The 25381-nt window shown below is 49.2% G+C and carries 14 protein-coding genes and 1 pseudogene; 8 read left to right on the top strand and 7 right to left on the bottom strand.

The genetic code is table 11. The annotated features are described in order from the left end of the window. Positions 1–198 precede the first annotated feature (198 nt). From ACYVFD_RS35030 to ACYVFD_RS35000, 7 genes are all read left to right on the top strand, one after another. Positions 199–840: a restriction endonuclease gene (locus ACYVFD_RS35030; protein ID WP_461095278.1), complete on the top strand. Its 642-nt coding sequence runs from the start codon at positions 199–201 to the stop codon at positions 838–840. Positions 841–978: 138 nt separating this feature from the next. Beyond that, the gene (locus tag ACYVFD_RS35025) at positions 979–1419 is read left to right on the top strand and encodes a YybH family protein (protein ID WP_461095277.1); all 441 of its coding nucleotides are present in this window, start codon (positions 979–981) and stop codon (positions 1417–1419) included. 318 nt (positions 1420–1737) lie between these two features. Continuing rightward, on the top strand, positions 1738–2178 hold the full coding sequence (locus tag ACYVFD_RS35020; RefSeq protein ID WP_461095276.1) for a MarR family winged helix-turn-helix transcriptional regulator: 441 nt from the start codon (positions 1738–1740) through the stop codon (positions 2176–2178). Next, a complete protein-coding gene (locus ACYVFD_RS35015; protein ID WP_461095275.1) occupies positions 2175–3503 on the top strand; it encodes a TolC family protein in 1329 nt (442 codons plus the stop codon). The genes ACYVFD_RS35020 and ACYVFD_RS35015 overlap by 4 nt, the downstream gene beginning before the upstream one ends. A 122-nt stretch (positions 3504–3625) precedes the next feature. Beyond that, complete coding sequence (locus ACYVFD_RS35010) at positions 3626–4735, top strand: HlyD family secretion protein (protein ID WP_461095274.1); 1110 nt, start codon at positions 3626–3628, stop codon at positions 4733–4735. A 119-nt stretch (positions 4736–4854) separates the two neighbouring features. After that, on the top strand, positions 4855–6411 hold the full coding sequence (locus tag ACYVFD_RS35005) for a DHA2 family efflux MFS transporter permease subunit (protein ID WP_461095273.1): 1557 nt from the start codon (positions 4855–4857) through the stop codon (positions 6409–6411). Positions 6412–6493: 82 nt separating this feature from the next. Then, positions 6494–7609: a hypothetical protein gene (locus ACYVFD_RS35000; protein WP_461095272.1), complete on the top strand. Its 1116-nt coding sequence runs from the start codon at positions 6494–6496 to the stop codon at positions 7607–7609. On the opposite strand, the gene ACYVFD_RS34995 is transcribed toward ACYVFD_RS35000, so the two are convergent. The 3 genes from ACYVFD_RS34995 to ACYVFD_RS34985 all read right to left on the bottom strand — a co-directional run bounded on the left by ACYVFD_RS34995 (position 7606) and on the right by ACYVFD_RS34985 (position 11447). Further along, the gene (locus ACYVFD_RS34995; RefSeq protein ID WP_461095271.1) at positions 7606–8856 is read right to left on the bottom strand and encodes a DUF819 family protein; all 1251 of its coding nucleotides are present in this window, start codon (positions 8854–8856) and stop codon (positions 7606–7608) included. The two genes, ACYVFD_RS35000 and ACYVFD_RS34995, sit on opposite strands and share 4 nt — an antisense overlap. 106 nt (positions 8857–8962) lie before the next feature. Next, positions 8963–10657: a gamma-glutamyltransferase gene (ggt, locus tag ACYVFD_RS34990; protein WP_461095270.1), complete on the bottom strand. Its 1695-nt coding sequence runs from the start codon at positions 10655–10657 to the stop codon at positions 8963–8965. 145 nt (positions 10658–10802) lie between these two features. Continuing rightward, positions 10803–11447, bottom strand: a complete 645-nt coding sequence (locus ACYVFD_RS34985; RefSeq protein ID WP_461095269.1) for a hypothetical protein — start codon at positions 11445–11447, stop codon at positions 10803–10805. A gap of 160 nt (positions 11448–11607) precedes the next feature. Between ACYVFD_RS34985 and ACYVFD_RS34980 the strand changes: the two genes are divergently transcribed. After that, positions 11608–12363 (top strand): LytR/AlgR family response regulator transcription factor, encoded by a 756-nt coding sequence (locus ACYVFD_RS34980; protein ID WP_461095268.1) that lies wholly within the window; start codon positions 11608–11610, stop codon positions 12361–12363. Positions 12364–12554: 191 nt separating this feature from the next. On the opposite strand, the gene ACYVFD_RS34975 is transcribed toward ACYVFD_RS34980, so the two are convergent. The 4 genes and pseudogenes from ACYVFD_RS34975 to ACYVFD_RS34960 form a co-directional block, all read right to left on the bottom strand. Then, positions 12555–17843 carry a beta strand repeat-containing protein gene (locus tag ACYVFD_RS34975; RefSeq protein WP_461095267.1) on the bottom strand — a complete coding sequence of 1763 codons (5289 nt, stop codon included), beginning with the start codon at positions 17841–17843 and terminating at the stop codon, positions 12555–12557. A 174-nt stretch (positions 17844–18017) separates the two neighbouring features. Next, positions 18018–22175, bottom strand: coding sequence for a hybrid sensor histidine kinase/response regulator transcription factor (locus ACYVFD_RS34970; protein ID WP_461095266.1), 4158 nt, complete (start codon positions 22173–22175; stop codon positions 18018–18020). A 386-nt stretch (positions 22176–22561) separates the two neighbouring features. Further along, positions 22562–23851: pseudogene (locus tag ACYVFD_RS34965) on the bottom strand (FG-GAP repeat protein); the annotation flags it as partial. A gap of 15 nt (positions 23852–23866) precedes the next feature. Beyond that, positions 23867–24898, bottom strand: a complete 1032-nt coding sequence (locus tag ACYVFD_RS34960) for an FG-GAP repeat protein (protein WP_461095265.1) — start codon at positions 24896–24898, stop codon at positions 23867–23869. Between the last annotated feature and the right edge of the window lie 483 nt (positions 24899–25381).

The raw sequence follows: 25381 nt of genomic DNA, 5'->3' as shown, positions 1-25381 counted from the left end.
ACCTTGAAGTCTATTATAATAGGGAGAGAAAGCATTCGTCGCTGGGCTACCGAAGCCCTGAACAATTTGAACAGGAGTATTATACAAATCTGACAAATTCAGTGTGCCGCTAAATCGGACCACCTCAGGTTACTCGAATCACCACGGCGTTCTTATTTTGTAATTACTGAAAGAGGACACTCTGTACTGATACAAAATTTGCCCAAGATTAATATGGCCTTTTTAAGGCAGTATCCAGAATATATCGAATTTCAAACGACTAAGCGTAGCGAAAACGGAGTGAGTCAAACGGTTATATTAAATGATGAAAACGCTTCGCAGACACCCGAAGAAACACTTGAAATGTCTTACCAGAGCATTCGTAAAACGCTGGCGCAGGATCTATTAAACAAAGTCGTTGCCTTAACTCCTGCCTTTTTTGAACGCCTTGTGGTCGAGCTTTTGGTAAAAATGGGTTATGGGGGTTCAATAAAAGACGCTGGCAAAGCCATTGGTAAAAGCGGGGACGAAGGTATTGACGGGACAATTAAAGAAGATAAATTGGGACTTGATATTATTTACATTCAGGCTAAAAAATGGGCACCGGGTAATGTCGTCGGAAGGCCTGAACTGCACAAGTTTGTTGGTGCGTTAGCCGGGCAGGGCGCTAAAAAAGGTGTCTTTATCACTACATCCAGTTTTTCAAGAGAGGCAGCCGATTATGTACCTCGTAATGAGACTAAAATCGTTTTAATTGATGGAGAACAATTAGCCCAATTAATGATAGATTATAACCTGGGCGTAACAGTTCAGCAAACCTATGAAGTTAAACGAATGGATAATGACTATTTTGGTGAATAACTGAATAATTCTATCTGATTGCCATGATTTGTATTTTCAGCATTCCGCATCATTACCGTTAGCTAAAGTGGATGTTATTGGAGAAAGTGATAAGTGAAATTTATTGATATTTACACACTATAACCAACAGTTACCACCATGCGCAATGCTGTTCTTTTATCTATACTGCTTGTGTTAAAAAGTCTATCGACTTTCGCGCAGAAAGACATGAAAGCGCCCATTATGGCTGCTAATCAGAGATTTATGGATATGTTTGCTAAAGGAGCGGCCAACATAGGTGATTTATACACTACCAACGGGCAATTGTTATTTGCCAACAGTGATATTGTGCAGGGCACATCGGCAATCAATGCATTTTGGAAAGGTGCTTACGACGCTGGTTTAAAGCGGGTAAAACTGGAAACCGTGGCAGCTACACAGGAGGGGAGCGTTGTGATTGAGGAAGGACGATATGTGTCCTACGGCGCTAACGATACTCAATTGGATATGGGCAAATACATTGTCATCTGGAAGCAGGAAAACGGACGATGGAAACTCCATCGCGATATTGGCAATACTAGTATGCCAGCCTCTAAGTAGAAAGTAGATAAGCAATAGTCAATCCTAAACAAAGCCCTTTGCACCTTGGTGTGAAGGGCTTTGTCGTATCTGTCAGGCAGTATTTCGGTTAAAATATCATTAAAAAATAAATCACTACGTTCCTCCAAATAGTCTCAGTACCTGTCTGCTTATATATAACTCATTATTGTATTATTCTAATAAACAGATTTTGTTGAACTAAAATAAGATAATGTCCCTTCTAGGTTTCTAACCAACTAATCGTAGATAAAATTATAACGTTTAAACGAAATTTGTTTAAACGAATATTGGTTATACATTTGACACGGCCATTAAGATATGAAAGAGCAATTGGTTAACGAATACCACCGACTAATAAAGAATCTGCATCAAACGGATAGCTACATCTTCAACTATTTTGGACAAAAGTTAGCTCCGTTCGATTTGTCAGTTCAACAGTACATCACCTTACGCCGTCTGTCGGAGGCTTATCCTAACAGTTTGACGGCAGGTGAGTTGAAGGAAAAAATGACGGATATCAATTCCGATATGACTCGCTTAACAGATCGATTAGTAGCGAAAAATTTAATTATACGTGAAGTTGATCCGCAAAATCGTCGGCGCGTTAATCTGCGGCTTACGGAAGAATCATATCGATTTGTAGAAACGGTAGCCAGAGAGTTTAGGAATTTTGAATCGATCGTTAGTCACTTGACCGACGAAGAGGTAAGCATTATGAATACACTACTGGAAAAAATTAGAAATCAATCAGTAAAATGAAAAAATACATAATAGGAGCAGGTCTGTGGGTACTAAGTCTGGGCTGGGTAGCCGCCCAACAGGTGCCGACCATCATGCCGCTCAACCAGGCCGTTCAACTGGCCCTCCAGAACAATAAGGGCATTAAACTGGCGGATTCGCGTACGCAGGCGGCCGAAGCCCGGTTGCAGGAAGCGAAAGACCGCAGCCTGCCAACGGCTAATGCATCGCTTGCTTATTCTCGTTATAGCCTGACCGGACCGTTTTCGTTCGGGAAGGGCGATGATGGCAAAGCGTTGTTCGGTATTCCGGCCGGAGCCTTCAATGCAACCATGGGTGGGGCTACGATCAGCAAAGAAGTGTTTGGTGGTTTTGCCGAAAAATCGGCAGAGAAATCGGCCGAGTTATTGGCAAAAGCCAGTCAGTTAGATGCTCAGCGTAACCGCTCTGAACTGGTTTATACGGTAACGGATGCGTATTACAATATCGTCAAACTGGCGCGGTCGGTTGGGGTTATTGAGCAGAATATCCGGCAGTTTGAAGAGAAAGAACGCGATGCGCAGAATCTTCAGAAAGAAGGTGTTGTAACGGCCAATGAAGTGCTGAAAATCCAACTTCAGAAAAATAACCTGAATCTAAGCCGTTTGCAGGTAGAAAAAGCTCGTCAGACAGCCCTCTATAATTTCAACCTCCTGATAGGCTTGCCTGAAAATCAGCAGATTGCCATCGATACGCTGTTGACTAATCCGGCGGTTGTTACTGAATCGCTTAGTTCGTTTTTGGATCGGGCTGTTCAAACCCGTCCGGAGGTACAGGCCAATGCATTGCGTGTCCAGTCGAGTCAGGAATTGCTGCGGAACACCAAAAGTAGCATGTATCCGCACTTAGGCGTATCACTGGGTTATAATTACATCAACCCAACCGCTCGGTTATTTCCCGAAGCCAATTCATTTATCAGCGCGTGGAATGTAGGAGCTGGAATAACCTACAATATCGGTTCGATCTATAACATGAAAGGGAAACTGCACAGTGCCCAAACGGCTATCGATCAGGCTAGTTTGCAAAGCCAGCAACAAACCGATCAGATCCGTTCGGAAGTCGTTACGGCCTACAACAACTACCAGCTGGCGCTTGAACAGCAAAATGTAATTCGTACCGCTGTCGGGCAGGCGCAGGAAAACTACCGCCTGACCGAATCGCGCTTCCGCAATGGACTGGTTGGCTCAACTGACCTGCTGGAAGCGAATAGTTTCCTGCTTCAGGCTCAACTCAACGTCATCAATGCAACCGTCGACGCACAACTGGCCTATCAGCGTCTGTTGAAAGCGACGAGTTCTAATCTGTAACGGTCCTTCAATGGCCATTGATTGTCATATAGTTGTGATTCGTCGCGAACACAATTAATGACTAGTAATGACCACCGAATGACAATTAAATGACTCAAAAACTGACTAGTTAAATTACAATCATGGATAAGAAAACATTATTCCGAGTAGGTGGTGTCATCGTTCTGGCTATTGCCCTCTTTTTTGGGTACAGCGAGTTTCGCTACCTGCAACGCCACGAAACCACCGACGATGCGCAGATCGATGGCGACGTAAACCCGGTTATTCCTAAAGCCAGTGGCTATGTGAAAGAAATTCGATTCAAGGATAACCAGCCTGTAAAAGAAGGAGATACCCTGTTTGTGCTGGACGATGCTGATTACCGTATCCGGCTGGAACAGGCCGAAGCGGCTTTGCAAAGTTCACTAGCGGCTGCCGGGGTGTCGCGTTCGCAGGTGGCGGTGGCATCGGCCACGATTCAAAGCTCCGAAGCCAGTGTGCAAACGGCTCGCAATCAGGTGGCTACGGCGCAGGCCAACGTAACGGCGGCCCAGGCTCGGGCTCGTAAGGCGAATCAGGATTTTGAACGATACAGTCGATTGCTGGCCGAAAAAACCGTACCACAACAACAGTTCGATGCCGTTCAGGCTGAGCGCGATGCGGCTCAGGCTCAACTACAGGCGGCTCAGGCTCAGTTACAAACGGCCCAGTCGCAGGTGGCGGCTGCCGGTACACAAACGGGCGTGACCAGTTCACAGCGTCGGGCTACGGAAGGGCAGATTACGGTGGCTCAGGCGGCTATCAAACAACGTCAGGCTGATGTGGAAATGGCCAAGCTGCAATTGTCGTACACGGTCATCAAAGCACCTGCTTCAGGTGTGGTATCAAAACGGGCGGTGCAGATTGGTCAGTTGGTTCAGGCTGGACAGGCTGTTTGTTCGGTAGTTGGTAACTCAAATCTGTGGGTAACGGCCAACTTCAAAGAGACGCAGTTAACGCAAATGCAGCCCGGCCAGACGGTCGATATCGATGTCGATGCATTTGGTGGTGAAAAACTCGTAGGTCATGTCGGTTCATTTGCCGGTGCTACGGGCGCTAAATTCTCGCTGCTTCCTCCCGACAATGCTACGGGTAACTATGTAAAAGTAGTGCAACGGATTCCGGTTCGTATCGAATTGGAGAAGAATAGCCCCTTGTACGCCAAAATCCGTCCGGGTATGAGCGTCACCGTAGCGGTTGATTTACAGAAATAAATGATTCATAATGGACAATGTATGATGTAAAATGCATAATAGGTCTTGCTTAGAGCTTCTTAGTCCGTAACCTGAATTATTCATTTTACATTATTCATTATCCATTTATCTCTACTGTTATGAATTTAGGATTTGATAAATGGGTCGTCGTACTGACGGTGACGACAGCGGCCCTGCTGCAAACCATCGACTCGTCGATTGTGAACGTGACCCTGAACCAGATGATGGGGAACCTCGGCGCGTCGCTGGGCGACATTAGCTGGGTCGTAACGGGATACGCAGCCGCCAGTGCCGTGATGATCACCATGTCGGGTTGGTTAACTGCAAAGCTGGGCCGTCGAAATTACTTTGCAGCATCCATCGTCCTCTTCACCATTGCGTCTATTTTCTGCGGACTATCGACCAACGTTTGGGAATTGGTATTTTTCCGGGTCGTGCAGGGGATTGGGGGAGGAGGACTGCTAACAACGGCTCAATCCATTCTGATTCAGACTTTTCCAAAAGAACAGCTTGGTATTGCCAACGCTATTTTTGGAATGGGCGTTATCATTGGTCCGTCGATTGGCCCAACACTGGGTGGCTACATCACCGATAATCTGTCGTGGAACTGGGTGTTTTATATCAATATTCCCTTCGGTATCCTGGCAACGTTTCTGACCTATGCGTATATCAAGGAACCCGCCGAAAAAGTGCAGGCGGGTAGTATGGACTGGCTGGCGCTTATACTTCTCACGATGGGAATCGGTGGCTTGCAGATCGTACTGGAAAAAGGCCAGGAAGAAGACTGGTTCACCTCGGAGTTTATCGTTGTCATGTCCATTGCGGCTGGTATCGGTTTGATCGGATTTATCTGGCGTCAGTTGGCGGTGAAGATGCCGATTCTGGACCTGAGCTTGTTACGACAGCGACGATTTGCAGTGGGTACACTCTTTAACTTTATTCTGGGTTTCGGTCTGTTCGCGTCGGTGTTCATCATTCCGGTATTCTGTCAGACGATCTTAGGGTTTACGGCCAGCCAAACGGGGCTGCTGCTCATGCCGGGATCAATCATGACAGGGTTGATGATGCCTGTTGTGGGGGGATTGCTCAGTAAAAATTACATTTCACCGATCTGGTATGCGGCCATTGGGTTCCTGCTGTTCTTTGGCTTCTGTTTCGACCTGTCGGCTATCAGCCTAGCTGCCGGACCGGATTATTTCTTCTGGCCACTGATTATCCGGGGTATTGGTATGGGTATGATCTTTATTCCGCTGACAACCATTACCCTGGCCGATTTGAAGAACATCGAAATTCCCCAGGGTTCGGCTCTGACGGGCATGATTCGTCAGTTGGGTGGTACGTTTGGTACAGCTATCATGACCACCTACATATCGACACGAACCGTGTTGCATGCATCCCGGTTATCAGATAATATTTCAATGTATAATCCCCTATCAGCCGAGCGCATTCGCCAGTTTACGAACCTGTTTCTGTCTAAAGGCGATGCATTGATGACTGCTACGGGGAAAGCATACGGCATGATGCAGGGAACGGTAATGCGGCAGGCGCTGGTCATGACCTACGCGGATTCTTTCCTGATTATTGGGGCTTTCTTCCTGGTTTGTGTACCGTTGCTGCTCCTCTTCATTGGTAAGAAAATTCAGGCATCGGCTCATACCGAGATGGTAATGGAATAAGATTTTTAGTTGTGTTTTGTTCATTTGTTGTTCGGACATCGGACAGTCAACTGACTGTCCGATGTTTTTTTATATTAGGGGTATGAAACGGTTACTTCTACTTTCCTTTTACCTACTAATTAGCCAGCAGCTAATGGCTTGTTTCTGTAATCGATTAAAGCCACTAGATGTGGAGAAGTTACAGGAATATAACTATGTTGCTTTAGTTAAAGTAAAGTCGTTTGAGCCGATTAGTTTAGATCTTAATGGGCAGAAATATACTGGCGCACAGTTTACTGTCGATGTAATTGAAGCGTTCAAAGGCCAACTGCCTGATAAATTTCTATTGGACGGGTATCGGAGCTCTTGTGATATCGGACTTCGGCCGGGTCAGGAATGGATCATTTTTACGAAAGAATTCAAAGGGTATGCAACCGTATTCGCCTGTGACTATTCCTCTAGATATAAAGATAATGCGGGAATCAAAGACTTTCGATATCACGATACGGATGAATTTCTAAATTATATCCGGCAATTAACAGGGAAACCTGTTCAAGTAAAGGAAGGGTTAATTGAAGAGTATTATCCAAGTGGACTGAAAGGCTATACAGAATTTTATAAAAATGGAAAGCTAGAAGGGGAACGACTTGTCTGGCATCTGAATGGGGTATTATGGGGGAAAGAGTTTTATAAAAATGGACTAAAAGAGGGGGCCGCTACCTGGTGGTATGCCGATGGTAATTTAGAAAGCAAGGATAGCTATAGCAATGGTGTTCCAATAGATTCGAGCTGGCATTGGTATGAAATAGAAACTGATTCGGCCAGGTTGAGAATGACAAGTTTGCTCAAGAATATTCCCTTGGATTCGGTCAGGCAGATTTATAGTCGGCCTCAGCTTTTGGGCTTTCATGTTTATGGGATTGGCGGGCAACACCTGTATATGAAAAGCTATCATCGAGATGGAAGACCGAACTATGAGATGATTCTTGGAACAGATATAACCTCCTTAAAATATGATATATTACCTGGGAGTGATGGAAATATCCAGTCAATAGGTATGGTGAATAAGCATTCGGGTAAGCCTGTGTATAGACTTTTTTTCAACCAAGATACAACTCAGGAGTCGAACTATTATGATGCAAAAGGCCGAATAGTACGACGGACGTTAATTAAAGCAGGTATTGAAACCATAATAGAACGAAAACAGTATCCAGATTAGTCGATCAAGCGCATCAGCCAGGCAGTGATCAGTCCGCCGTAAGTGCCCAGCACATGGCTTAAAACTGCCAGCAATACGCCCACTGGTGCCAGAGCGGGGTGGAAGACTGATGCCACTGCCGGGGCCGTCGATACGCCCCCAATGTTGGCCTGACTACCGACGGCCACAAAAAAGTAAGGTGCCCGAATAAGCCGCGCCGTGATTAGCATGACCAATACATGGATAATCATCCAGATAACGGCTACCAGAAATAAGCCCAGATTGCCACCCAGATTAGACAGGTCGAGTCGCATCCCGATGGTCATGATTAGGAAATAGACGAACAGTGTTGCCAGATCGGTCGTGCCGAGTTTTTTGAGTTTACGCAAGCGCGTGAATGACAAGGCTATCCCCAGCGACGTCGACAAAATGACGACCCACAGAAAATTGGATGTGAACGGGTCCAGACCGTAGGTGGCTAGTGCGGCTTTATAGGGCTGTAGAGATGTTGAGATGCCGTAAGCCAGCGCATGTGCCAGTGCCCCACCGCCAAAGCCAAGTGCCAGTATCGTACTTAAATCCAGCAGGTTAGCGGGTCGATCCGGTTCTTCTTTGTAGGCCAGAATCCGTAACCTGACTTCCTCAATGGAACGTGTATCGGCATGGAGCCAGGCATCGATCTTGTCGCGGTAGGCGGCTCCGTAAATCAGGCAGGCTGTCCAGCTTGTCGAGACCACCGCATCGACGACAAGGATAATGGCGAAAAGCTCTTCGCTGCATCCATAAATCTCTTTCAGGGCCAACTGACTGCTACTACCACCAATCCAGCTTCCCGAAATAGTCACCAGACCTTTCCAATATTCATGCGCAATCGCTTGCTCGCGAAAACCGGGTAGTAACCACATGACCAGGGCGAAGGCAATAGGCGCTCCCAGAATAATGCCAACTGTACCTGACAGAAATGTGATCAGCGCTTTCTGTCCCAGTCGGGCAATGGCCCGTAGATCGGCGGTGGAGGTCAGTAGCACTAGAGCCGCTGGCAATAGGTAATTGGTCGACACTTTATACAGGCTTGACTGTTCGCCCGAGATAATGCCCAGACTGTTCATGCCCGCCGGGAAGATGTAGCAGAGCAGGAGGGAGGGAATGTACGTGTACGCCCGTTGCCAGAAAGGGTGGCTGGATTGTGACGTCTGGAAAATAAACGTCAGCAGCACCAGGAAAATCCCCAGAATAATGGCGTCGTTGGTAATCAGCGGTGTTGGCATGGGAGGTAATTGATACTGAACAATGAATAATGTAAAATGTATCGTGTGGTAAAGGCCAGTCTTTAAAATGCATTACCCATTGTTCATTTTTCATTATCCATCGTTTTTAAAATCCCGCTGCCTGACCGTCTTTACGGGATTCGGTTGCGCCGTGGTAGACTTTATTTTTGGCGTCGTACATAATGGCCTGATAGCCACCATAGCCGCCCAGACCATAGCCTACTTTATGGCCTTTACGCATCAGGTCGCGGATGGTTTCGTAAGGATAGCCGGATTCCAGTGTGATCAGCCCGGAGTCGACCATTTTTTCGCCGGTAGGTTCTGAGGAACCGCCGTGGTCGATACGGGGAGCATCGCCCGCTTCCTGTGGGTTCATGCCGTAATCGATCATGTTCATCAGGACTTCGGTATGGCCCAGCGGCTGAAAACTACCACCCATCACGCCAAAGCTCATAAACGGTTGCCCATCTTTGGTCACGAATGCGGGAATAATAGTCTGAAATGGTCGTTTGTGGGGAGCATAGGTATTGTTCTGCCCGTCAATAAGGCTGTATAACTCTCCTCTATCCTGAAACTGAAAGCCTAGCCCATCCGCTACCATACCCGACCCAAAGCCCCGGTAGTTGCTCTGAATCAGCGAGACCATGTTGCCTTCTTCGTCGGCCACGGTCAGGTAGATGGTATCGCCCTGGCGTAGTGCGGGATTACCGGCATCAACACGACTGGCAGCCCGATTTGGGTCGATCAACTTCCGGCGCTCGGCGGCATAGTCTTTACTGATAAGTTCTTTTACCGGAATCTGTGCAAACGCAGGGTCAGCATAATATTTAGCCCGGTCTTCAAAGGCCAGCTTCTTCGCTTCGACAAACAGGTGAACATGCTCTGGGCTACCCCAGGGAATCTTCGAGAAATCGTAACCCTCCAGAATGTTCAGCATCTGTAATGTACAAATCCCCTGACTATTGGGCGGCAACTCCCATACATCGTAACCCCGGTAATTAGTCGAAACGGGCTCCACCCATTCAGACGTGTGATCGGCCAGATCTTTAGCACTGAGGTAGCCACCGACGCGTTTCATAAAGGCATCGATGGTCTGGGCAATTTCGCCTTTGTAAAAAGCATCGCGTCCACCTTTTGCAATCTTTTCCAGGGTGTTGGCCAAAGCCGGATTCTTAAAAATATCTCCTCGTTTCGGAGCGGCTCCGTTTGGTGCGTAGGTTTCCTTGACGTTTGGGTATTTGCTGAAACGACTGATCATGGAAGCCCAATAGAAGGCCGCTTCGTCGTGGACAGGATAGCCTTCGCGGGCGTATCGAATGGCATGCGACAAAATCTTCGGCATGGGCGTTTTGCCAAACCGCTTGTGCAGTTCGAACCAGCCATCGACGCAACCCGGCGTCGATACGGGCAGTGGACCGTCGGAAGGGATATGTGTGAGCCCGCGTTTCTTCAATTCGGCCAGGGTGAGACTATACGGCGACCGACCGGACGCGTTCAGGCCATACAGCTTTTTCGTTTTGGCATCCCACACAATGGCAAACAGATCACCTCCGATTCCATTAACATGAGGTTCGACGACTCCTTCCATGGCATTGGCCGCAATAGCCGCATCAATGGCATTACCACCCGACCGAAGAATGTCGATAGCTGCCTGGGTAGATAGCGGGTGAGAGGTACAGGCCATTCCGTGTTGCGCCATCACGACCGACCGGTTAGCAAAAGACTTACCCATAAGCCGGTCCTGAGCGACCATCGACGTGGTAATACTGAGCAGAAAACAGACGAGGAAGAGTTGTTTCATGAGGTTGTACGGAGTTCGAAAATAATTGTACCACAGTGTGTTGAACTGTGGTACAAGATAACCAATATGTTGTTTTCTGACAGGATTTACAGGATAAAACAGGATTCTTAGCCTAGAGAAATCCTGTTTTATCCTGTAAATCCTGTCAGAAAGAGATCCTTCGTCGATTACGTGCTCGTTGCCAGATAAAGTAAACAATGGCCCAGACGCAAAGCACCGAAGGTAAAATCTGGCTGTAGGGTTTATAATTGGGCAACACCGTACCGGCAAATGCGGAGAGAATAGCGCTATAAGCCGACAGCATTTTATAAATATGTTCGTAGAGCCACCAGCTTTTGAGACGCTCGTAAAGCCAGAAATGCTTGAGTAGATCATAGCCTCCGACAAGGGCCAGCGCCGATAAGGTCGAATACACAACCGAGGGCGACCAGTTACCTCCCGCTAGTTGCATCGAACCTGCATACGCACCCCCCGACACTAATACAACGATTGTAATCAGGACGTCTGTGGTGGCGCTTTTTCGTTCCCGGAGCCGAACGGAGCGGTAGCCGGAATAACCGACATAGCCCCCCAACAAGGTTAGCATCAGTAAAAATGGATTGGAACGGAAGAAGACAATACCGATAGCCGCTGTGCCGACCACGATGCTCAGGCAATACAGAAAGTAGCGTCCGAAGCGTACATGGCGTTGAGCGCTAGTTTGATAAAGAAGAGCGGCTAAACCGAGAAGCAGGGCAAGGGTACCAAAGCCGATGTGCGTAAAAATATTGAGCGTATGAAACGTTTGCATGGAAGTTGGCTTCGGGGTTTATACATGGGCGAAGCCACTCTAAAATTGCTTGGGAAAATTCGCAGGGGAAATGGAATAGTGACAAAGTGATTCCCCCTGTGACGAAAGCCGTTTGTCACGTAATTGCTGGCTGTCCGACATTCAGCGCGTAAATTGCCTTATGCAACGTTCGCACCTGCTGGATCATGTTATCGTTCGTAACGTACTTGGGCTAAGTGCCCTATTGGCCGCTCATTACCTTTCCGACTGGTATGCAATCGATCAGCGCGAGGGTTTTTCAAAGCTATCGCCCTATTTATACCTCTTGTTGCTTTACGGCTGGATCGTTTTTCACAACCGGATTTTGTTTGAACGACTGTTCCTGAATGGGAAAAAGATGCTATATGTTGGACTACTTCTGTTGCTGATGGCGTTGGGGTCGTTCAACATGAATTTTGTGTTACACACCGAGTTTAACATTACTCGTTCACTCCCTTTTCTGGTTAATTTTTGGGTGTACACGGTTACGGGTTTGGGCGTGTTCGTTCTGTATCGTCACCTCCGTCAGCGTCCCGGCGAAACGATTCAGCCATTGTCTCCTTCACCGGTAGCTACCCGTGAGTCCGGGTATTTTTCGTGTATGGTCGATGGAATTCGTCAGGCTATTCCTTATAGCGAAATTCAGTATATCGAAAGTCTGGAAAACTACCTGAAAATTATTACGAAGCGAAAAGTCTACATAACACGGCTGACGATGAAAGAAGCCGAAGAACGATTGCCAAAGCATCAGTTCATTCGTATCAGCCGATCATGTATTGTGCATCTGATGCAGGTTGACCGACGGGAAGCGGATGCCTTCTGGATTGGTTCGAAAGAACTACGCATCGGTCGGGTCTATAAGCGCTATGTGAGCGAGCAATTGGGAGGGCTGAACTGAGTTGGTAAAAGATAATCCACAATCAGGTTTTCATTAAAGGTTTCTTGCTGCGAACGGAAATGGTCGATTTCAACCGGGATTTGCAGTCATAACGTACATGTTTTCAAAAAGTAAGGGTTTACTGAGATGGCTGGCGCCTGGCTGTTTGTTCTCAATAAACCCTTTCGTTACTGCTGATCAACCTAGCCCTCTCATAAGCCGGTTATGATTCGGGCGTAAACATTATTGAGTCGATTCACATCATACTGCCCCCTGCCGTCGTCCGCAACGTTCACCGTGATGTTGGAAACACTGCCCGCATTGGCCGTCGTCCGAGTGATGCTGAAGCCCAGATTTATTGTACTGCTGGCCGCCACACTCTCGCCCCCATTGAGGGCCAGGCTTAGCTGCTGACCTGCCAAACTGCTACTGATCTGCCACTTAGTATTCTGCACTGCCACTGGGTTATTGCTTCCACCTGAGACATTGATACTGGTCAGACTGTTATCAAAGCTAACACTATAGCCCACGGGCACCGTGATGGTGATCATAATCGACCCACTGGCCGTGGCTCCATTCACCTCCTGAAGCTGCATCAGCAGGCCTTTACTTTCTCTGGCCTGAAAATTTCCATCCGGTAGGCTCATGATGGCCGATAGGTCAGGCCCTGCCAAAGCCGTCACACTCACCAGTGCCGACTGGCTGCAAGCCCCAGTCGTACCAACTACCGTAAAAGTCTGCACACCAGCGGTGGTCAGACTGACCGAGATGGCTGAACCCGTGGCCGGTGTGGTCAGCTGAGCCGTCGCGGGGTTACTCCACTGGTAGCTAGACGCTCCCGACGCTGTCAGGCTAATTACCACCCCCAGGTTGGCTTGCGGCAGGGAAGCACCAGCGGAAATAACCAGGGTGGTATTGTTACTAATTGACGTCGATGTTGTCGATGAACAGCCATTCCCTGCTGTTAACGTCACCGAGTAAGTGCCTCCCGACGTGACATTGATAACTGAGGATAGTTCCCCCGTCGACCATTTGACGGTTCCGTTGCCAATGGCCGATAAACTTACGGTCGGGCTGGCACAGCTTAGCGTGGCGTTGCTGGAACTGATCGTCAGCGAAGGTGGTGCGATATTACTGGCAATGGTGGCCGTCAGCGGCAATGTCTGCGCAACACAATTACCACTCAGGTTAATACTGTAAACTCCTCCGCTTAGATTGGTCAGCGTAAGTTCGCCATTGGCATTACTGGTTGGATCAGGAGAAACCTGGGTGGCGTTTCCGTTTACCGTATAGCTAAAGGAATAAGTTGTATTGGCCTGTAATCCGCTAAATGTCAAAGCGCCATCGGCCGGGCTGCAACTCGTTTGTGATGTAGCAGTACTACTCAGCGGCTGATTGGGGCCCGAACCCGTGTTGAACGTTCCTCCGTTCTGATTCAGAACAAGTCCTGCATTGCTGGATATAGTGCTGTTGCCGCTCGCATTCTCGATGATGGTACCCGTATTGGTGAACGTGCCACTGACTGAGTTGGTGATCACCGCATCAGACATCACCTTGAGCAGGGCAGCGCAACCCGAATTGTTAAACGTGGCGGTGCCGTTGGAAACGCCGGTTGCCCCAACCGCCGAAACGCTCCCGATCAGGATGGTCGATGAATTGGTGAACGCACCGAGCTCATTTAGCAGACCAGTGCCTGTAGCTCCATCCACATGAATAGAGCCTCCTGTTGTGTTCGTAAAGAAGCCTCGATTTCGGACACCATATTGCCCAACGCTGGCCAGGTGCCCGGCTCGGATAGTACCTGCATTGATAAACGTACTCAGATAATTATCTAAACCAACTATAGAAGAACCGGCCAGCGTGATGAGTCCACCAGCATTATTACTGAACGTTCCGATACCATTACTACCCGCAACCCCGAGCGCAATATCTCCTACTGCGGCATTCGCGCCGATGGTAATGGTAGCTGAGTTGGTAAAAGTTCCCGCATGTATCAACCCCCCAGAAGAACTACGGTCAATGTTGATCTGCCCCCCCCCTGTGTTAGTAAAGGTGCCGAAAAGATTTTGAAGGCCATACTGCCCCACATTGGCCGAAGCACCAATAGTAATCACGGCCGAATTACTAAATATATAGGTATTGTATAGACCGGCTATGGAGCTCCGATCGATAATAATCCGGGCCTCGTCTATGTTGTTGAACGTACCCTGGTTCTGAATACCATATTGGCCCACCGCTGCCGATTGGCCAACAACAATTGGTGCCGAGTTGTTGAACGTACCCGTATTGTATAAGCCAGCAATAGAGCTACGATCAATGCGGATCAGTCCGGTCGCGCCGTTATTGAAAACGCCTAGGTTGTAAAGACCACGTGTACCCGCAGCAAACAGACTGCCAATCGTAACGGTTGAAGAATTAGTGAAGGAACCGTTCGAATCATTTTGTAAAGCAGTGGTTGTGCTTCGCGCAATGGTTATTTCTCCACCCACTTCATTGGTGAAAGTGGCACTATTTCGGAGCCCATACGCTCCAGTGGAGGCTGTTGCGCCAATAGCGATGGTCGAAGAGTTCGTAACAACACCTGTATTATACAGGCCCATAAATAGGGCATTGTCAATAGTGATTAGGCCTCCCGTCGTGTTCGTTAAAATAGCACTATTGGAAATACCATATTGGCCTGACGTCGCGGAGGTTCCAACTGTAATCGTCGCTGAATTCGTGAATGACCCAGATGAATTGTTTATTCCATAAGACGCACTTCGGTCTATAGTGATCAGGCCACCAGAATTATTGCTGAAGGTAGCCCCATTAAAGAGTCCATAAGAGCCTATCGTCGCCGACGACCCTATTGTTATGGTCGCTGAATTTGTGAATGTCCCAGAATAGTTGTTTAAGGCGTAACTTTTACTTCGATCTATAAGTATCTGGCCACTAGCCACATTGTCAAAAGTAGACTCATTCCAAATACCACTCGCATTGGTTGTTGACTTGCCAATTGAAATGATGCCAGCATTGGAGAAGGTACCAACCGTATTATGTAATCCTTCAGAAGAAGAATTATCAATATTGATGCTGCCCCCCAACCTATTCGTAAAAGTACCCTTGTTGTAAACACCAGAATAAATGACACTGGCAATATTGGTAAGTACGAGCACTCCGCTGTTCGCCACTGTACCCTCATTGTGAAACGCTGTCCTTAAATTCCCTACAATAGCTCTGGACCCGTTGATGCTCAGGGTCCCGCTACTCCCTATGGTCAATGTTGTGTTGGCAGGTGCTTCAACCGAGTTAGCCAAACCTGTCCCGTTCAGCACAGGCTGGTTGGGAGCAGTAGCCAGCAACACCACATCGTCGGTAGCAACGGGAACCGTTCCTTTGCTCCAGTTGCTGGCCGTTTGCCAGTCGGAACTGATGCAACCTCCCCAGTAATTTATAGCCGCGTTGCTGATGACCGACCCTACCGTTAGGGTGGTGCTGGCGGTGGTGACTGACCCATTCGATGAAATAATCAGCGAAAACGATTGGGCGCCATAGCCCCCCGCCGTCCAGCTCTGGTTAAAGGTCGAATTGCTGCTGGTGCCGCTGGTGGTGCTGGTGCCATTGGTGAGCGTGTAGTCATACGCTCCCGTCACATTGCCGATGGTGGCGGTAAAAGTGGTTATCTGCCCTGTGCAAACCGTGGCCAGGGTAGGCGCAAAGCCGGTGAGGGTGGGGATAGCTGTGTTTACCGTCAGCGTATAGGTTGAACCAGCATTGACACAACCTGCCGCGTCAGTTCCCTGCACCACCATTGTAAACGTGCCGTTTTGGGTAGGTGTGCCCGACAACACACCCGTTGAGGCAAGGCTCAAACCAGCAGGCAGACTCCCCGTGAGCAGGGTGAAACTATAGGGGTCACTGCCCCCCGACACCGAAAAGGCCTGACTAAAGGTTGTGCTAACCAACGCTGTGGCAGTACTGGGATTCGTAAGCGTTATGGAAGTAGGTGTTCCCTGAAACTCATAGGCCCCCATGTCAATCTTGCCACCAAGAATGCGTGGGTTTCCGGCCAGGTCGGTGGTGATGCCCGTCAGGCCAGTTGCCGAGTTATTGCCCGTGTTGATGGCCGGAGCACAGGCATTGAGTTGAAGGCTGGTCGTACTGGCAAAGGGCGAGACCGTGGCGGTTAGGTTGCCGGGGCTACTAGTATCTATATTTGATAGTAAAGAAGAGGGGTCAAAGAGGCTATAAGCAAGAGAAACGGTACCATTGGAATTATTAAACGTGTTGCTGCCACCGTTATTCCACAATACGCAGTTGATTAAACTAAAACTGTATAGGCCGGTACCAACTTCGCTGTATGCTAGTCCCCCGCTATTGGTGGCAGAATTACTTTGAAATGAGCAGTTTGTCAGAACAATATTACTTGTGCCAGTGCCGACATAGTTGTGGAAGGCACCACCACTTAAGCTGGCAACATTGCTTAGAAAAGCACAGTTCGTCAAGGTAGGATTACAGGTACAATTCGTTCCAGCCTGGTTGTACATGACCCCACCTGTATTGACAGCAGTATTACTTTGAAACAAACAGTTCGTCAGCTTAGGACTAGAATTGCCACTAGCATTGGTTAAATTAATGATGGCTCCGCCGTATAATTTTGCCGAATTGCTCAGAAATACACAGTTGTTTAAGGTAGGACTACTGCTGCCACCAGTAATTCCACTATTATAAACTGCACCACCAACATTAGCTATGTTGCTTTTAAATAGGCAGTTGTTTACTACAGGACTACTGTTGCCATTGTTTGCATCGTTCAGTATGGCTCCGCCGACGGCAGCTGTATTGCTTTGAAATATGCAGTTGGTCAAAATGGGACTACTGTCGCCACCGTTGTTACCAGAATTATTCATTGCTGCTCCATACGTTCCAGCGTTACTCTGAAACAGGCAATTACGAAAGCTGGGGTTGCAATACTGCCCTGTGCCAGTACCATCATTTAATACCCCACCACCAAAGTTATCAGGACTGTTCCCATTCGCATAACCGCTCGTGATGACAAAGCCGTCCAGCACTGCCGTAGTGGTTAACCCCTTCGGGTTACTGATGACGTGGTGGCTGTTATCTGTTAAACTGGCCAGGTCACCGATTTCTCCACTGAGCGTACTGCTTGATGGATTACCCGTAACCGGGTTAGTAACTGGCCGACTGGCAATACTGGACTCGTTTCCTTCAAAGCCACCATATATACTCACGTTATTAGCCATTGCGAAACTAATAGTCCGAGCGGTGGTACTGGTGGGTTTATAAAGACCAGCCGCCACCCAGACCTCTCCACCCGTTGCCGTCAGGGAGTTGATCGCTCCCTGTAAATCGGTAGTGGCCGTAGCCCAGGAAGTTGCACTGGCCGGATCGGAATTGGTGCCCGTAGTAGAAACGTAGCGGGTTGTTTGCGCAATAGCAGCACGGGATAACAGGCAAACTAGCCCAATCAGAAACAGGTAAAACGTAAAACGATTTTTCATAGAAAAAAAGAGGAAGGGCGGGTTGCCTTTGAGCGAATTAGATGGCTCAAAATTGCCTTCCTTGCTCCATTCGCCTTTAACCCATTTCCAGCATTCTTTTGCTCGTTTTCAGCACGGGCATAAAAAAAGCCCCGTTATGGGGCTTAAAGCGATGATTTGCCGAGTAGAGCCCGGCTAAGAGGCATAGTCCGAGGGGGATACACCATACCGCTCCTGAAACGTGCGGGTGAAATACGACAGGCTCTCAAACCCCACCTGATACGCTATTTCGGAGACCGTACCAGCCCGGCCTGCCAGTAACGTAGCGGCTCGCTCCAGGCGGTACTGCCGTAAAAACTCAACGGCCGTCAGGCCGGTCAGGGCTTTCAACTTGCGAAGGAGCTGGGAGGAACTCAGGTTCATGGCCTGGCTTAATTCATCGGTTCCGAAGGTGCTATCCGCATAGTGACTCTCAACCACCTGCCGTACTTTTTGCAGGAAAATGGCTTCGCGCGAGAGCACCGGGGTCGCGTCTGTTGCCACTGATACAATCGATGTCGAGACGGGTTGCTTGCCGAAATACTGGCGCAGGCGTTCCTGTTTGTCGAGCAGGTTGCGGACCCGCACCCGAATCTCATCGGCGTTGAAGGGTTTGGCCAGGTACTCGTCGGCTCCGAGTTCAAAGCCCTCCATTCGATCCTGAACGGTCGCCTTAGCTGTGAGCATCACTACCGGAATGTGGCTGGTGGCTTCCTGCGTTTTGAGGGCGCGGCAAAAACCGAAGCCGTCCAGCCGGGGCATCATCAGGTCGCAGATGACCAGGCTGGGCGTTAGTTCAGTGGCTCGTTCCAGGCCTTGCTGACCATCTTCGGCTTCAACAATCTGGTACTCCCGCTCGAACACGGCGCGTAGGTATGCCCGAATATCGTCGTTGTCGTCGATGATCAGCAGCACGTTGTCAGTGCTGGTGGTGGCAGGGGGTATGCTGTTCGAAGAAAGTGGTCTGGGGTCTTTCGTGGCCTGTATCGCTGGGGGCGGAGTTACAGCCAGGTCGGCGGATGTTACGTCGGTGTAAGTCGGCTCGGTTCCAGTTTGGTTAACTAATTCCAGAGGCAGCTTAACCGTAAAGGTGGTACCGACACCTTCGGTGCTGGAAACATCAATGGTTCCGTCAAGCACGTTCACCAATTCATAAACCAAAGCCAAACCAATACCTGTGCCTTCGTACGTGCGCGGTCCGCCGACGCGGTTGATTTCGCCTTCAACCTGATAGAACCGGTCGAAAATCTTTGGCAGATTAGCCGCCGGAATGCCAATACCCGAATCCTCGACCTGTAGGGTCATCGTTCCCACGACAGCCTTCGTTTCATATTCCACACGCATACGAACGGATTGTCTTTCTGGGGTGAACTTGAAGGCATTAGATAGTAGGTTGTTCACAATCTTCTCGACCTTATCCCGGTCAAAACGAGTCCAGTAAGTTGCCAGGCTCTGCTCAAACGTAAATTGGATGGTGCGGCTGATGGCCAACGAAGTAAACGAACTGGCCAGGGTTCGCAAAAAAGCAGCTATATCACCGGGCGCCATTTCAGGGTGTAGTTCACCGGCTTCGAGCTTGCTCAGGTCCAGCAATTGATTGATAAGAGCCATAAGCCGATTGCTGTTGCGCTCCATCAGGGTGAGCATCATGTCGCCGGGAAACCGTTTTTTTAAATCGGCGAGTGGGCCCAGTATCAGCGTGAGTGGGGTACGGAACTCATGCGAAATGTTGGTGAAAAACTGCGTTTTGATCGCGTCCAATTCGGCCAGTCGGCTGGCTTCCTGTTGTTTAAAGGCTACCTGCTGCTGTAAGACCAGTCGCTGTGCCTGAAGTCGGATAAATAGCCAGATCAGCAGGGAGAGCATTCCCAAATAGACCAGGTATGCCCACCACGTCCGGTAGAAAGGCGGCTGTACCCGAATACGCAACTCAATTGGCCTGCTCCAATGTTCGCCATCTACTGAGCCCATCATCTTCAGGTGATAGCTTCCCGGTGGAAGCTGAGCGTAGTTGGCAAACCGGTTGGTGCCCGCATCGACCCAATCCTGATCGATTCCATCGAGCCAGTACCGATACCGATTGCTTTTCGGATTCGTGAGATCCATGACCCCAAACTCCAGCGTTACCAGGTTCTGATCATATCGTAAATTCAGTTCGTTGGTAAATTCAATACCCACGGCCAGAATGCCTTCCGGCCCGTCGATCTCTACGGGTTTGTTGTTGATCTTTAAGCCAACAATGGCCACTTTAGGCGTTTGCTGATTGCCCGTTACAATCTCTGAAGGCTGAAAGATACTTACGCCATTGATGCCCCCAAACAGCAGTTCTCCCGTGGTTAATTTGGCATACGATTGATTATTGAACTCATCGTCCTGCAAGCCTTCATTCTTGGTATAGGTACGGAATTTGCCGGTTTTGGGGTTGAATTGCGCAATCCCGCGGTTGGTACTCATCCACAGATGGTGGGCGTTATCGGCCAGAATACCATACACCACTTTATTGGGGAGCCCCTGTTTTTCGGTCACGTGATCGAATTGCCCCATCTGTTTGTCGAGCCGGTCGAGCCCCCCGCCTTTCGTACCCACCCACAAATAGCGCTGAGGCTGGTTAGGGTCGAGGCAAAGGCTCAGTACAAAGTCATCGCTTAAGCTTTTTGGGTTCTGTAGGAGGTTTCGAAACAGGGTGAATGTCGGTTTACTGGCTAACGATCGTACGCGAACCAGACCTTGATCCGTACCGATCCAAAGGGTGCTGTCCGGTTCGAGCAACAGGCTATAGACCTCGATCTGGGCACCAATTCTGGGAAAAAGGGCGGTATAGTCGAAAACCTGAAACTGTTCGCTCTGTGGGTTAAATCGCAACAGTTTGCCATTGACGGTGCCAATCCACAGGTTACCGGCCGGGTCTTCCAGCGTTTGATTGCCAATTGCGCCAAGTCGGCAACCGGGTGGCAAAACATACGTACGAAGCAGTTTCCAGTCGGTGGAGTATTTCAGGAGCCGTTGCGAATTGTTATCGGCATTAATATCATTTCGTTTATTTCTGCTATTAAATGTCCAGAAAAAACCCTGGCGATCTGGTAATATAAACCATTCCGGTTTTTCGGTCCAGAACGGCGCAGGCTGAATAAACGGATAGGTCCGCTGCCCAGACCGATCAAATTGTTCAAATCCGTCGTAGAACTGAAAATAAGTGCGGCCTTTTTTGTCGATACTAATATGCGATAACGACCGATTGGGTAAATACGAATGGAACTGGCGGATTCGAGGGTTGAATTTTCGCAGACCATACCCCATCGTTCCAATCCAGATATTACCGGTTTGATCCTCAAACAAACTGGACACCCCAAACGTATTAGGGGGTAAGTCTACATACGCATTTTTACGGGTCAGGCTATCCTGTCGGAACAGTTCGTCGGGCGACATGATCCAAAGGTGATCGGTTGTCAGAACGGCTATGCGTTGTTGGTCAAGGGCTTTTAGATGAACCCGAATGGAACCATCGGTCGACAGATAAGCCGAATGCAATTTGCCGTTGTGCCAGCTAATGAGCCTATTCTGAATAATAACAAACCAGTAGTTCTGGCTTGTATCGGCATAGGCAGTCATGATCAACGAGATATCGGCCTTAAAAAAGTCAAGTTTTCGGGGAGAGACCGGTTTCTTCCAATTGACAGCATAGAGATTTTTCCAGGTATATGCCAGCAATTGTTGTCGCTGAACAAAGGCAAACCAACGAGGGGCAGTACCTTGGTTGACATCCTGAAGTGGAACCGACGTGCGTTTAACAAGATGGGTAAAATCGGCCTGATCGGGGAATCCGTTCTGAAGGGAATCTGGTAAACTTACCTTGACCAGTCGGTCGTTCTCGGTACCGATCCAAATGTTACCATCTGGGTCTTCGACCAGTTGGGTAATGGCGAAGCTACTGGCCTTGTCTATCGCTTCGTCGTTGATTGTGATGTGATAAAATCGTCCGGTTTCAGGATTGAGCAGATCAAGGCCCTTGCTTTTCGTACCGACCCAAATACGCTGATGTCTGTCGATAAGCAGGGCCGTACACACGTTTTCGGAAAGTGTGGATGCGTTGTAAGGGTCGTGCGTAAAGACTTTAAAATTATGGCCGTCGTAGCGGTTCAGTCCGTCTTTGGTAGCCACCCAGATGAAGCCCTTTTTGTCCTGTTGGATATCAAAGATCATTCCCTGTGATAAGCCATCAGAAATAGTGAGTTCCTGCCAGCCTTTCGTTTGGGCCAACAGCCCGCCCGATTTAAGTAATAATACTAGAATTTGACAAAAAAAGAGGAAACGCATACTGGGCAAATTTCCTCTAAAATTGGCAAAAAATAAACCAGTATCTCAAACAATTAAATGCTTATCTGTCAATAGAAAAGTAAAGCGTTGCTGGTTGGTGGATGTAGCTACTTTTACTTAGGTTTTGTGAATTTGTTGTTTACCTATTGGGGTAGGACTAGCTTTAAGTGAACTCTTTTGTTCCGAATTTTAACGATCATCGGGCGTCACCCGGCTTGCCGAACTACTACGGGCCATCTGCTGGGCAATGGGTTGTAGTAGTTCGGCAAAACAGGCCTGTTTTTGTCGGATGACTTCTGTGCCTAACTCTCGAGTTCGTCTCAGACAGGAGTGGCTAATGAGACCGCTAACGCCTGGATACCTGGCTCAATAACCAATCCAGCCCCTTACAAACCCGTTATAATTCGAGCGTAGACATTGTTGAGCCGGTTCACATCATAGGTCTGACCACTATCATCGGTCACGTTCACGGTGATGTTGGAACTACTGCCCGAATTAGCACTGGTGCGAGTAATGGCAAAACCTAAACTCATCGTCGTGCCAGCCCCAATCGATTGACCCCCATTGATGGTCACACTGACCTGCTGACCGGCCACCGTGCTGGTTTGGTGCCACTTGGTATTGTCTACCGGACTGGAACCTCCTCCAGAGACGGTGAAACTGGTCAGCGTGTTGTCGAAGCTGACACTGTAGCCGGTAGGTACCGTAACGGTGATGACAATGGCCCCACTCGAAACCGCACCATTCACCTCCTGGACCTGCATCAGGAGTCCTTTTTGCTCGCCAGTGGAGAAATTACTATTGGGTAGACTCAGCGTCGGCGACAGGTCAGGGCCAGCCAGGGCCGTTACACTCACCAGAGCACTCTGGCTACAAACCCCGCTGCTGCCCACCACCGTAAAGGTTTGCACACCCGCCGTGGTCAGGCTGGCCGAGATGGCCGATCCGGTAGCGGGAGAACTGAGGGAGGCTGAGCTGGGGCCGCTCCACTGGTAGGTGGTGGCCCCTGTTGCGGTCAGACTCACCACCACCCCGACATTGGCCTCCGGCAAGGACGCTCCGGTCCCAATACTGAGGGCGGTGTTGCTCACAATGGATTTGGTGGCTATGGCTGAACAGCCATTGGCTCCGGTGACGGTGACCGAGTAAGTCCCGCTGGCATTCACCGTTCGGGTCGCAGTGGTGGTGGTATTTTCCCAGCGGTAGGAGCTGCCCCCCGTGGCGGTGAGGGCTAACGAGGGGGTGGTACAGGTGAGGGTGGTGCTCGAAGGAGTCAAAATGGTGGCCGTGGGTGGGGCATTGACCGTCAGGCTAAAGGCGGTACTGGTAAGGCTGCATGTACTCCCTATCACCACCACTGAGTAGGTACCCGCATTGGCGGTGGTCGCCGAGGGAATTGACAGGGTGGCCGCCGTTTGACTCACTATTGGAGTGGTGCCTTTATACCACTGGTAGCTACCGACGTTACCTGATGTACTGGCCGAAACGGTGATGCTGGTACCTACGCACACCGCTGAGTTAGCCACGGGCTGGCTTGTAAGGGTGGCACTACACTGACCAAACACATAGGCGGCACCACTTGGGCTTTTACCAGTAGCTCCCACCAGGGCGTCATCGCCTGAAATCGAGACGCTCCTACCAAAGAAATTACTACCGCTCCCATCAGATGCGGTGAGTTTAGCTTGTGAATTCTAGGTAGCACCTGTTCGAAAAAAACCATAAGCAGCCCCCGTAGAGAAGTTATGATCACTTGCCCCTACCAGGGCATAATCCCCTGAAATCGCCACGCTGTTGCCAAACTGGTCTAGACTAGCTCCGTCGAAGGCGGTTAGTTTAGTTTGCTGGGTCCAAGTAATACCTGTTCGAGAAAACGTATAAGCCGCGCCCGTAAAGGTGTTACCAGACGGAGCTCCCACAATGACATAAGCCCCTGAAATGGAGACGCTAGCACCAAAGTTTTCGTTAGCATCCGCATTAGATGCAGTAAGTTTGGCTTGCTGGGTCCAGGTAGTACCCGACCGGGTAAATACATAAGCGGCCCCTGTACCATTGTTTTTCTGATCGGCTCCTACGATGGTGTAATCCCCTGAAATGGAGACGCTAGCGCCAAAGTTGTCGTCAGTCACCCCATCGAGTGCAGTGAGTTTAGTTTGTTGGGTCCAAGTAGTCCCTGTTCGAGAAAACGTATAGGCCGCACCCATACCATTGTTTTTCTGATCGGCCCCCACGACGGCATAATTCCCTGAAATGGAGACGCTGGTGCCAAACTGGTCGCTAGTTTCCGTGTCCGACGCAGTGAGCATGGCTTGTTGAGTCCAGGTGGTGCCTGTGCGCACAAACACGTAGGCCGCACCCGTATTGTTTTTCAGATCGGCCCCTACAATAGCATAATCTCCTGAAATGGAGACACTGATGCCAAATCGGTCGAAAGTTGCCGCATCAGATGGGGTGAGCTTAGCCTGCTGGGTCCAGGTAGAGCCCGTACGAGTAAATATATAAGCCGCCCCCATGGAGTTGTTTTTCTGCATGTTTCCTATAATGGCATAATTGCCCGAAATGGAGACACTGTTACCAAAAGCATCGCGGGAAGATGGGTCAGATGCCACCAATTCACTTATCTGATCCCAGCTTTGAGCGGTGGCGGGCAGACTGATGGCTGTCAACAGCAGGCTCCAAAGTAGAAGGGATGAGCGGAGCAGCTGGGTAAAGGAAAAATGTTTCATACATGAGTAAGTAATGGTTTTCAATCCTGGCTCAACCTTGCCCCTGGAGCCTCAAAGCCGTCGTGAGGCAGACCGTGCTAAGACTAGCCCTTAATTGAGCAGGGCAACTCAAGCCGCCCTCATTGGCCGGTACAGAGCCTACCTGATTAGCGTGGAAACGCCCTCAATGTGTACACGGGAGCTAACCAAAGCATGATTTACGGCTGCTACAGTCCAACCGATGGGTAAGGGGTTGAGAGTATGATCAAATGTAAGATTGGGTTTGGTGAAGGGTAAAAGAAATCCATTGGACGGTTACTTTAGGTATCAATAATCTCTTTAGTGTCGAGTAGTAGTAGCCTAATTTAGATGTGTGTAAATACGGGTAGAGTTAAAACGGGGATGATTGTGGTCAGAACTGTATGACACTCCTCGATCGGGCCGGGCCTCCTTAGCAGTCCGAAAAAAGTAGCAGGTTCACTGTGATGGAACATCTCAAGATGC

The sequence above is a fragment of the Spirosoma gilvum genome (genome assembly GCF_054776815.1).
Note: the sequence above shows the minus strand (reverse complement) of the source record. Positions and strands in the feature narration are given on the sequence as shown.

Coding starts and splice junctions, on each gene's coding strand:
- ggt (WP_461095270.1), bottom strand. CDS start 10,657: ATGAAACAACTCTTCCTCGTCTGTTTTCTGCTCAGTATTACCACGTCG.
- ACYVFD_RS35010 (WP_461095274.1), top strand. CDS start 3,626: ATGGATAAGAAAACATTATTCCGAGTAGGTGGTGTCATCGTTCTGGCT.
- ACYVFD_RS35005 (WP_461095273.1), top strand. CDS start 4,855: ATGAATTTAGGATTTGATAAATGGGTCGTCGTACTGACGGTGACGACA.
- ACYVFD_RS34960 (WP_461095265.1), bottom strand. CDS start 24,898: ATGAAACATTTTTCCTTTACCCAGCTGCTCCGCTCATCCCTTCTACTT.
- ACYVFD_RS34970 (WP_461095266.1), bottom strand. CDS start 22,175: ATGCGTTTCCTCTTTTTTTGTCAAATTCTAGTATTATTACTTAAATCG.
- ACYVFD_RS35015 (WP_461095275.1), top strand. CDS start 2,175: ATGAAAAAATACATAATAGGAGCAGGTCTGTGGGTACTAAGTCTGGGC.
- ACYVFD_RS34980 (WP_461095268.1), top strand. CDS start 11,608: ATGCAACGTTCGCACCTGCTGGATCATGTTATCGTTCGTAACGTACTT.
- ACYVFD_RS34995 (WP_461095271.1), bottom strand. CDS start 8,856: ATGCCAACACCGCTGATTACCAACGACGCCATTATTCTGGGGATTTTC.
- ACYVFD_RS34985 (WP_461095269.1), bottom strand. CDS start 11,447: ATGCAAACGTTTCATACGCTCAATATTTTTACGCACATCGGCTTTGGT.
- ACYVFD_RS35000 (WP_461095272.1), top strand. CDS start 6,494: ATGAAACGGTTACTTCTACTTTCCTTTTACCTACTAATTAGCCAGCAG.
- ACYVFD_RS35020 (WP_461095276.1), top strand. CDS start 1,738: ATGAAAGAGCAATTGGTTAACGAATACCACCGACTAATAAAGAATCTG.
- ACYVFD_RS34975 (WP_461095267.1), bottom strand. CDS start 17,843: ATGAAAAATCGTTTTACGTTTTACCTGTTTCTGATTGGGCTAGTTTGC.
- ACYVFD_RS35025 (WP_461095277.1), top strand. CDS start 979: ATGCGCAATGCTGTTCTTTTATCTATACTGCTTGTGTTAAAAAGTCTA.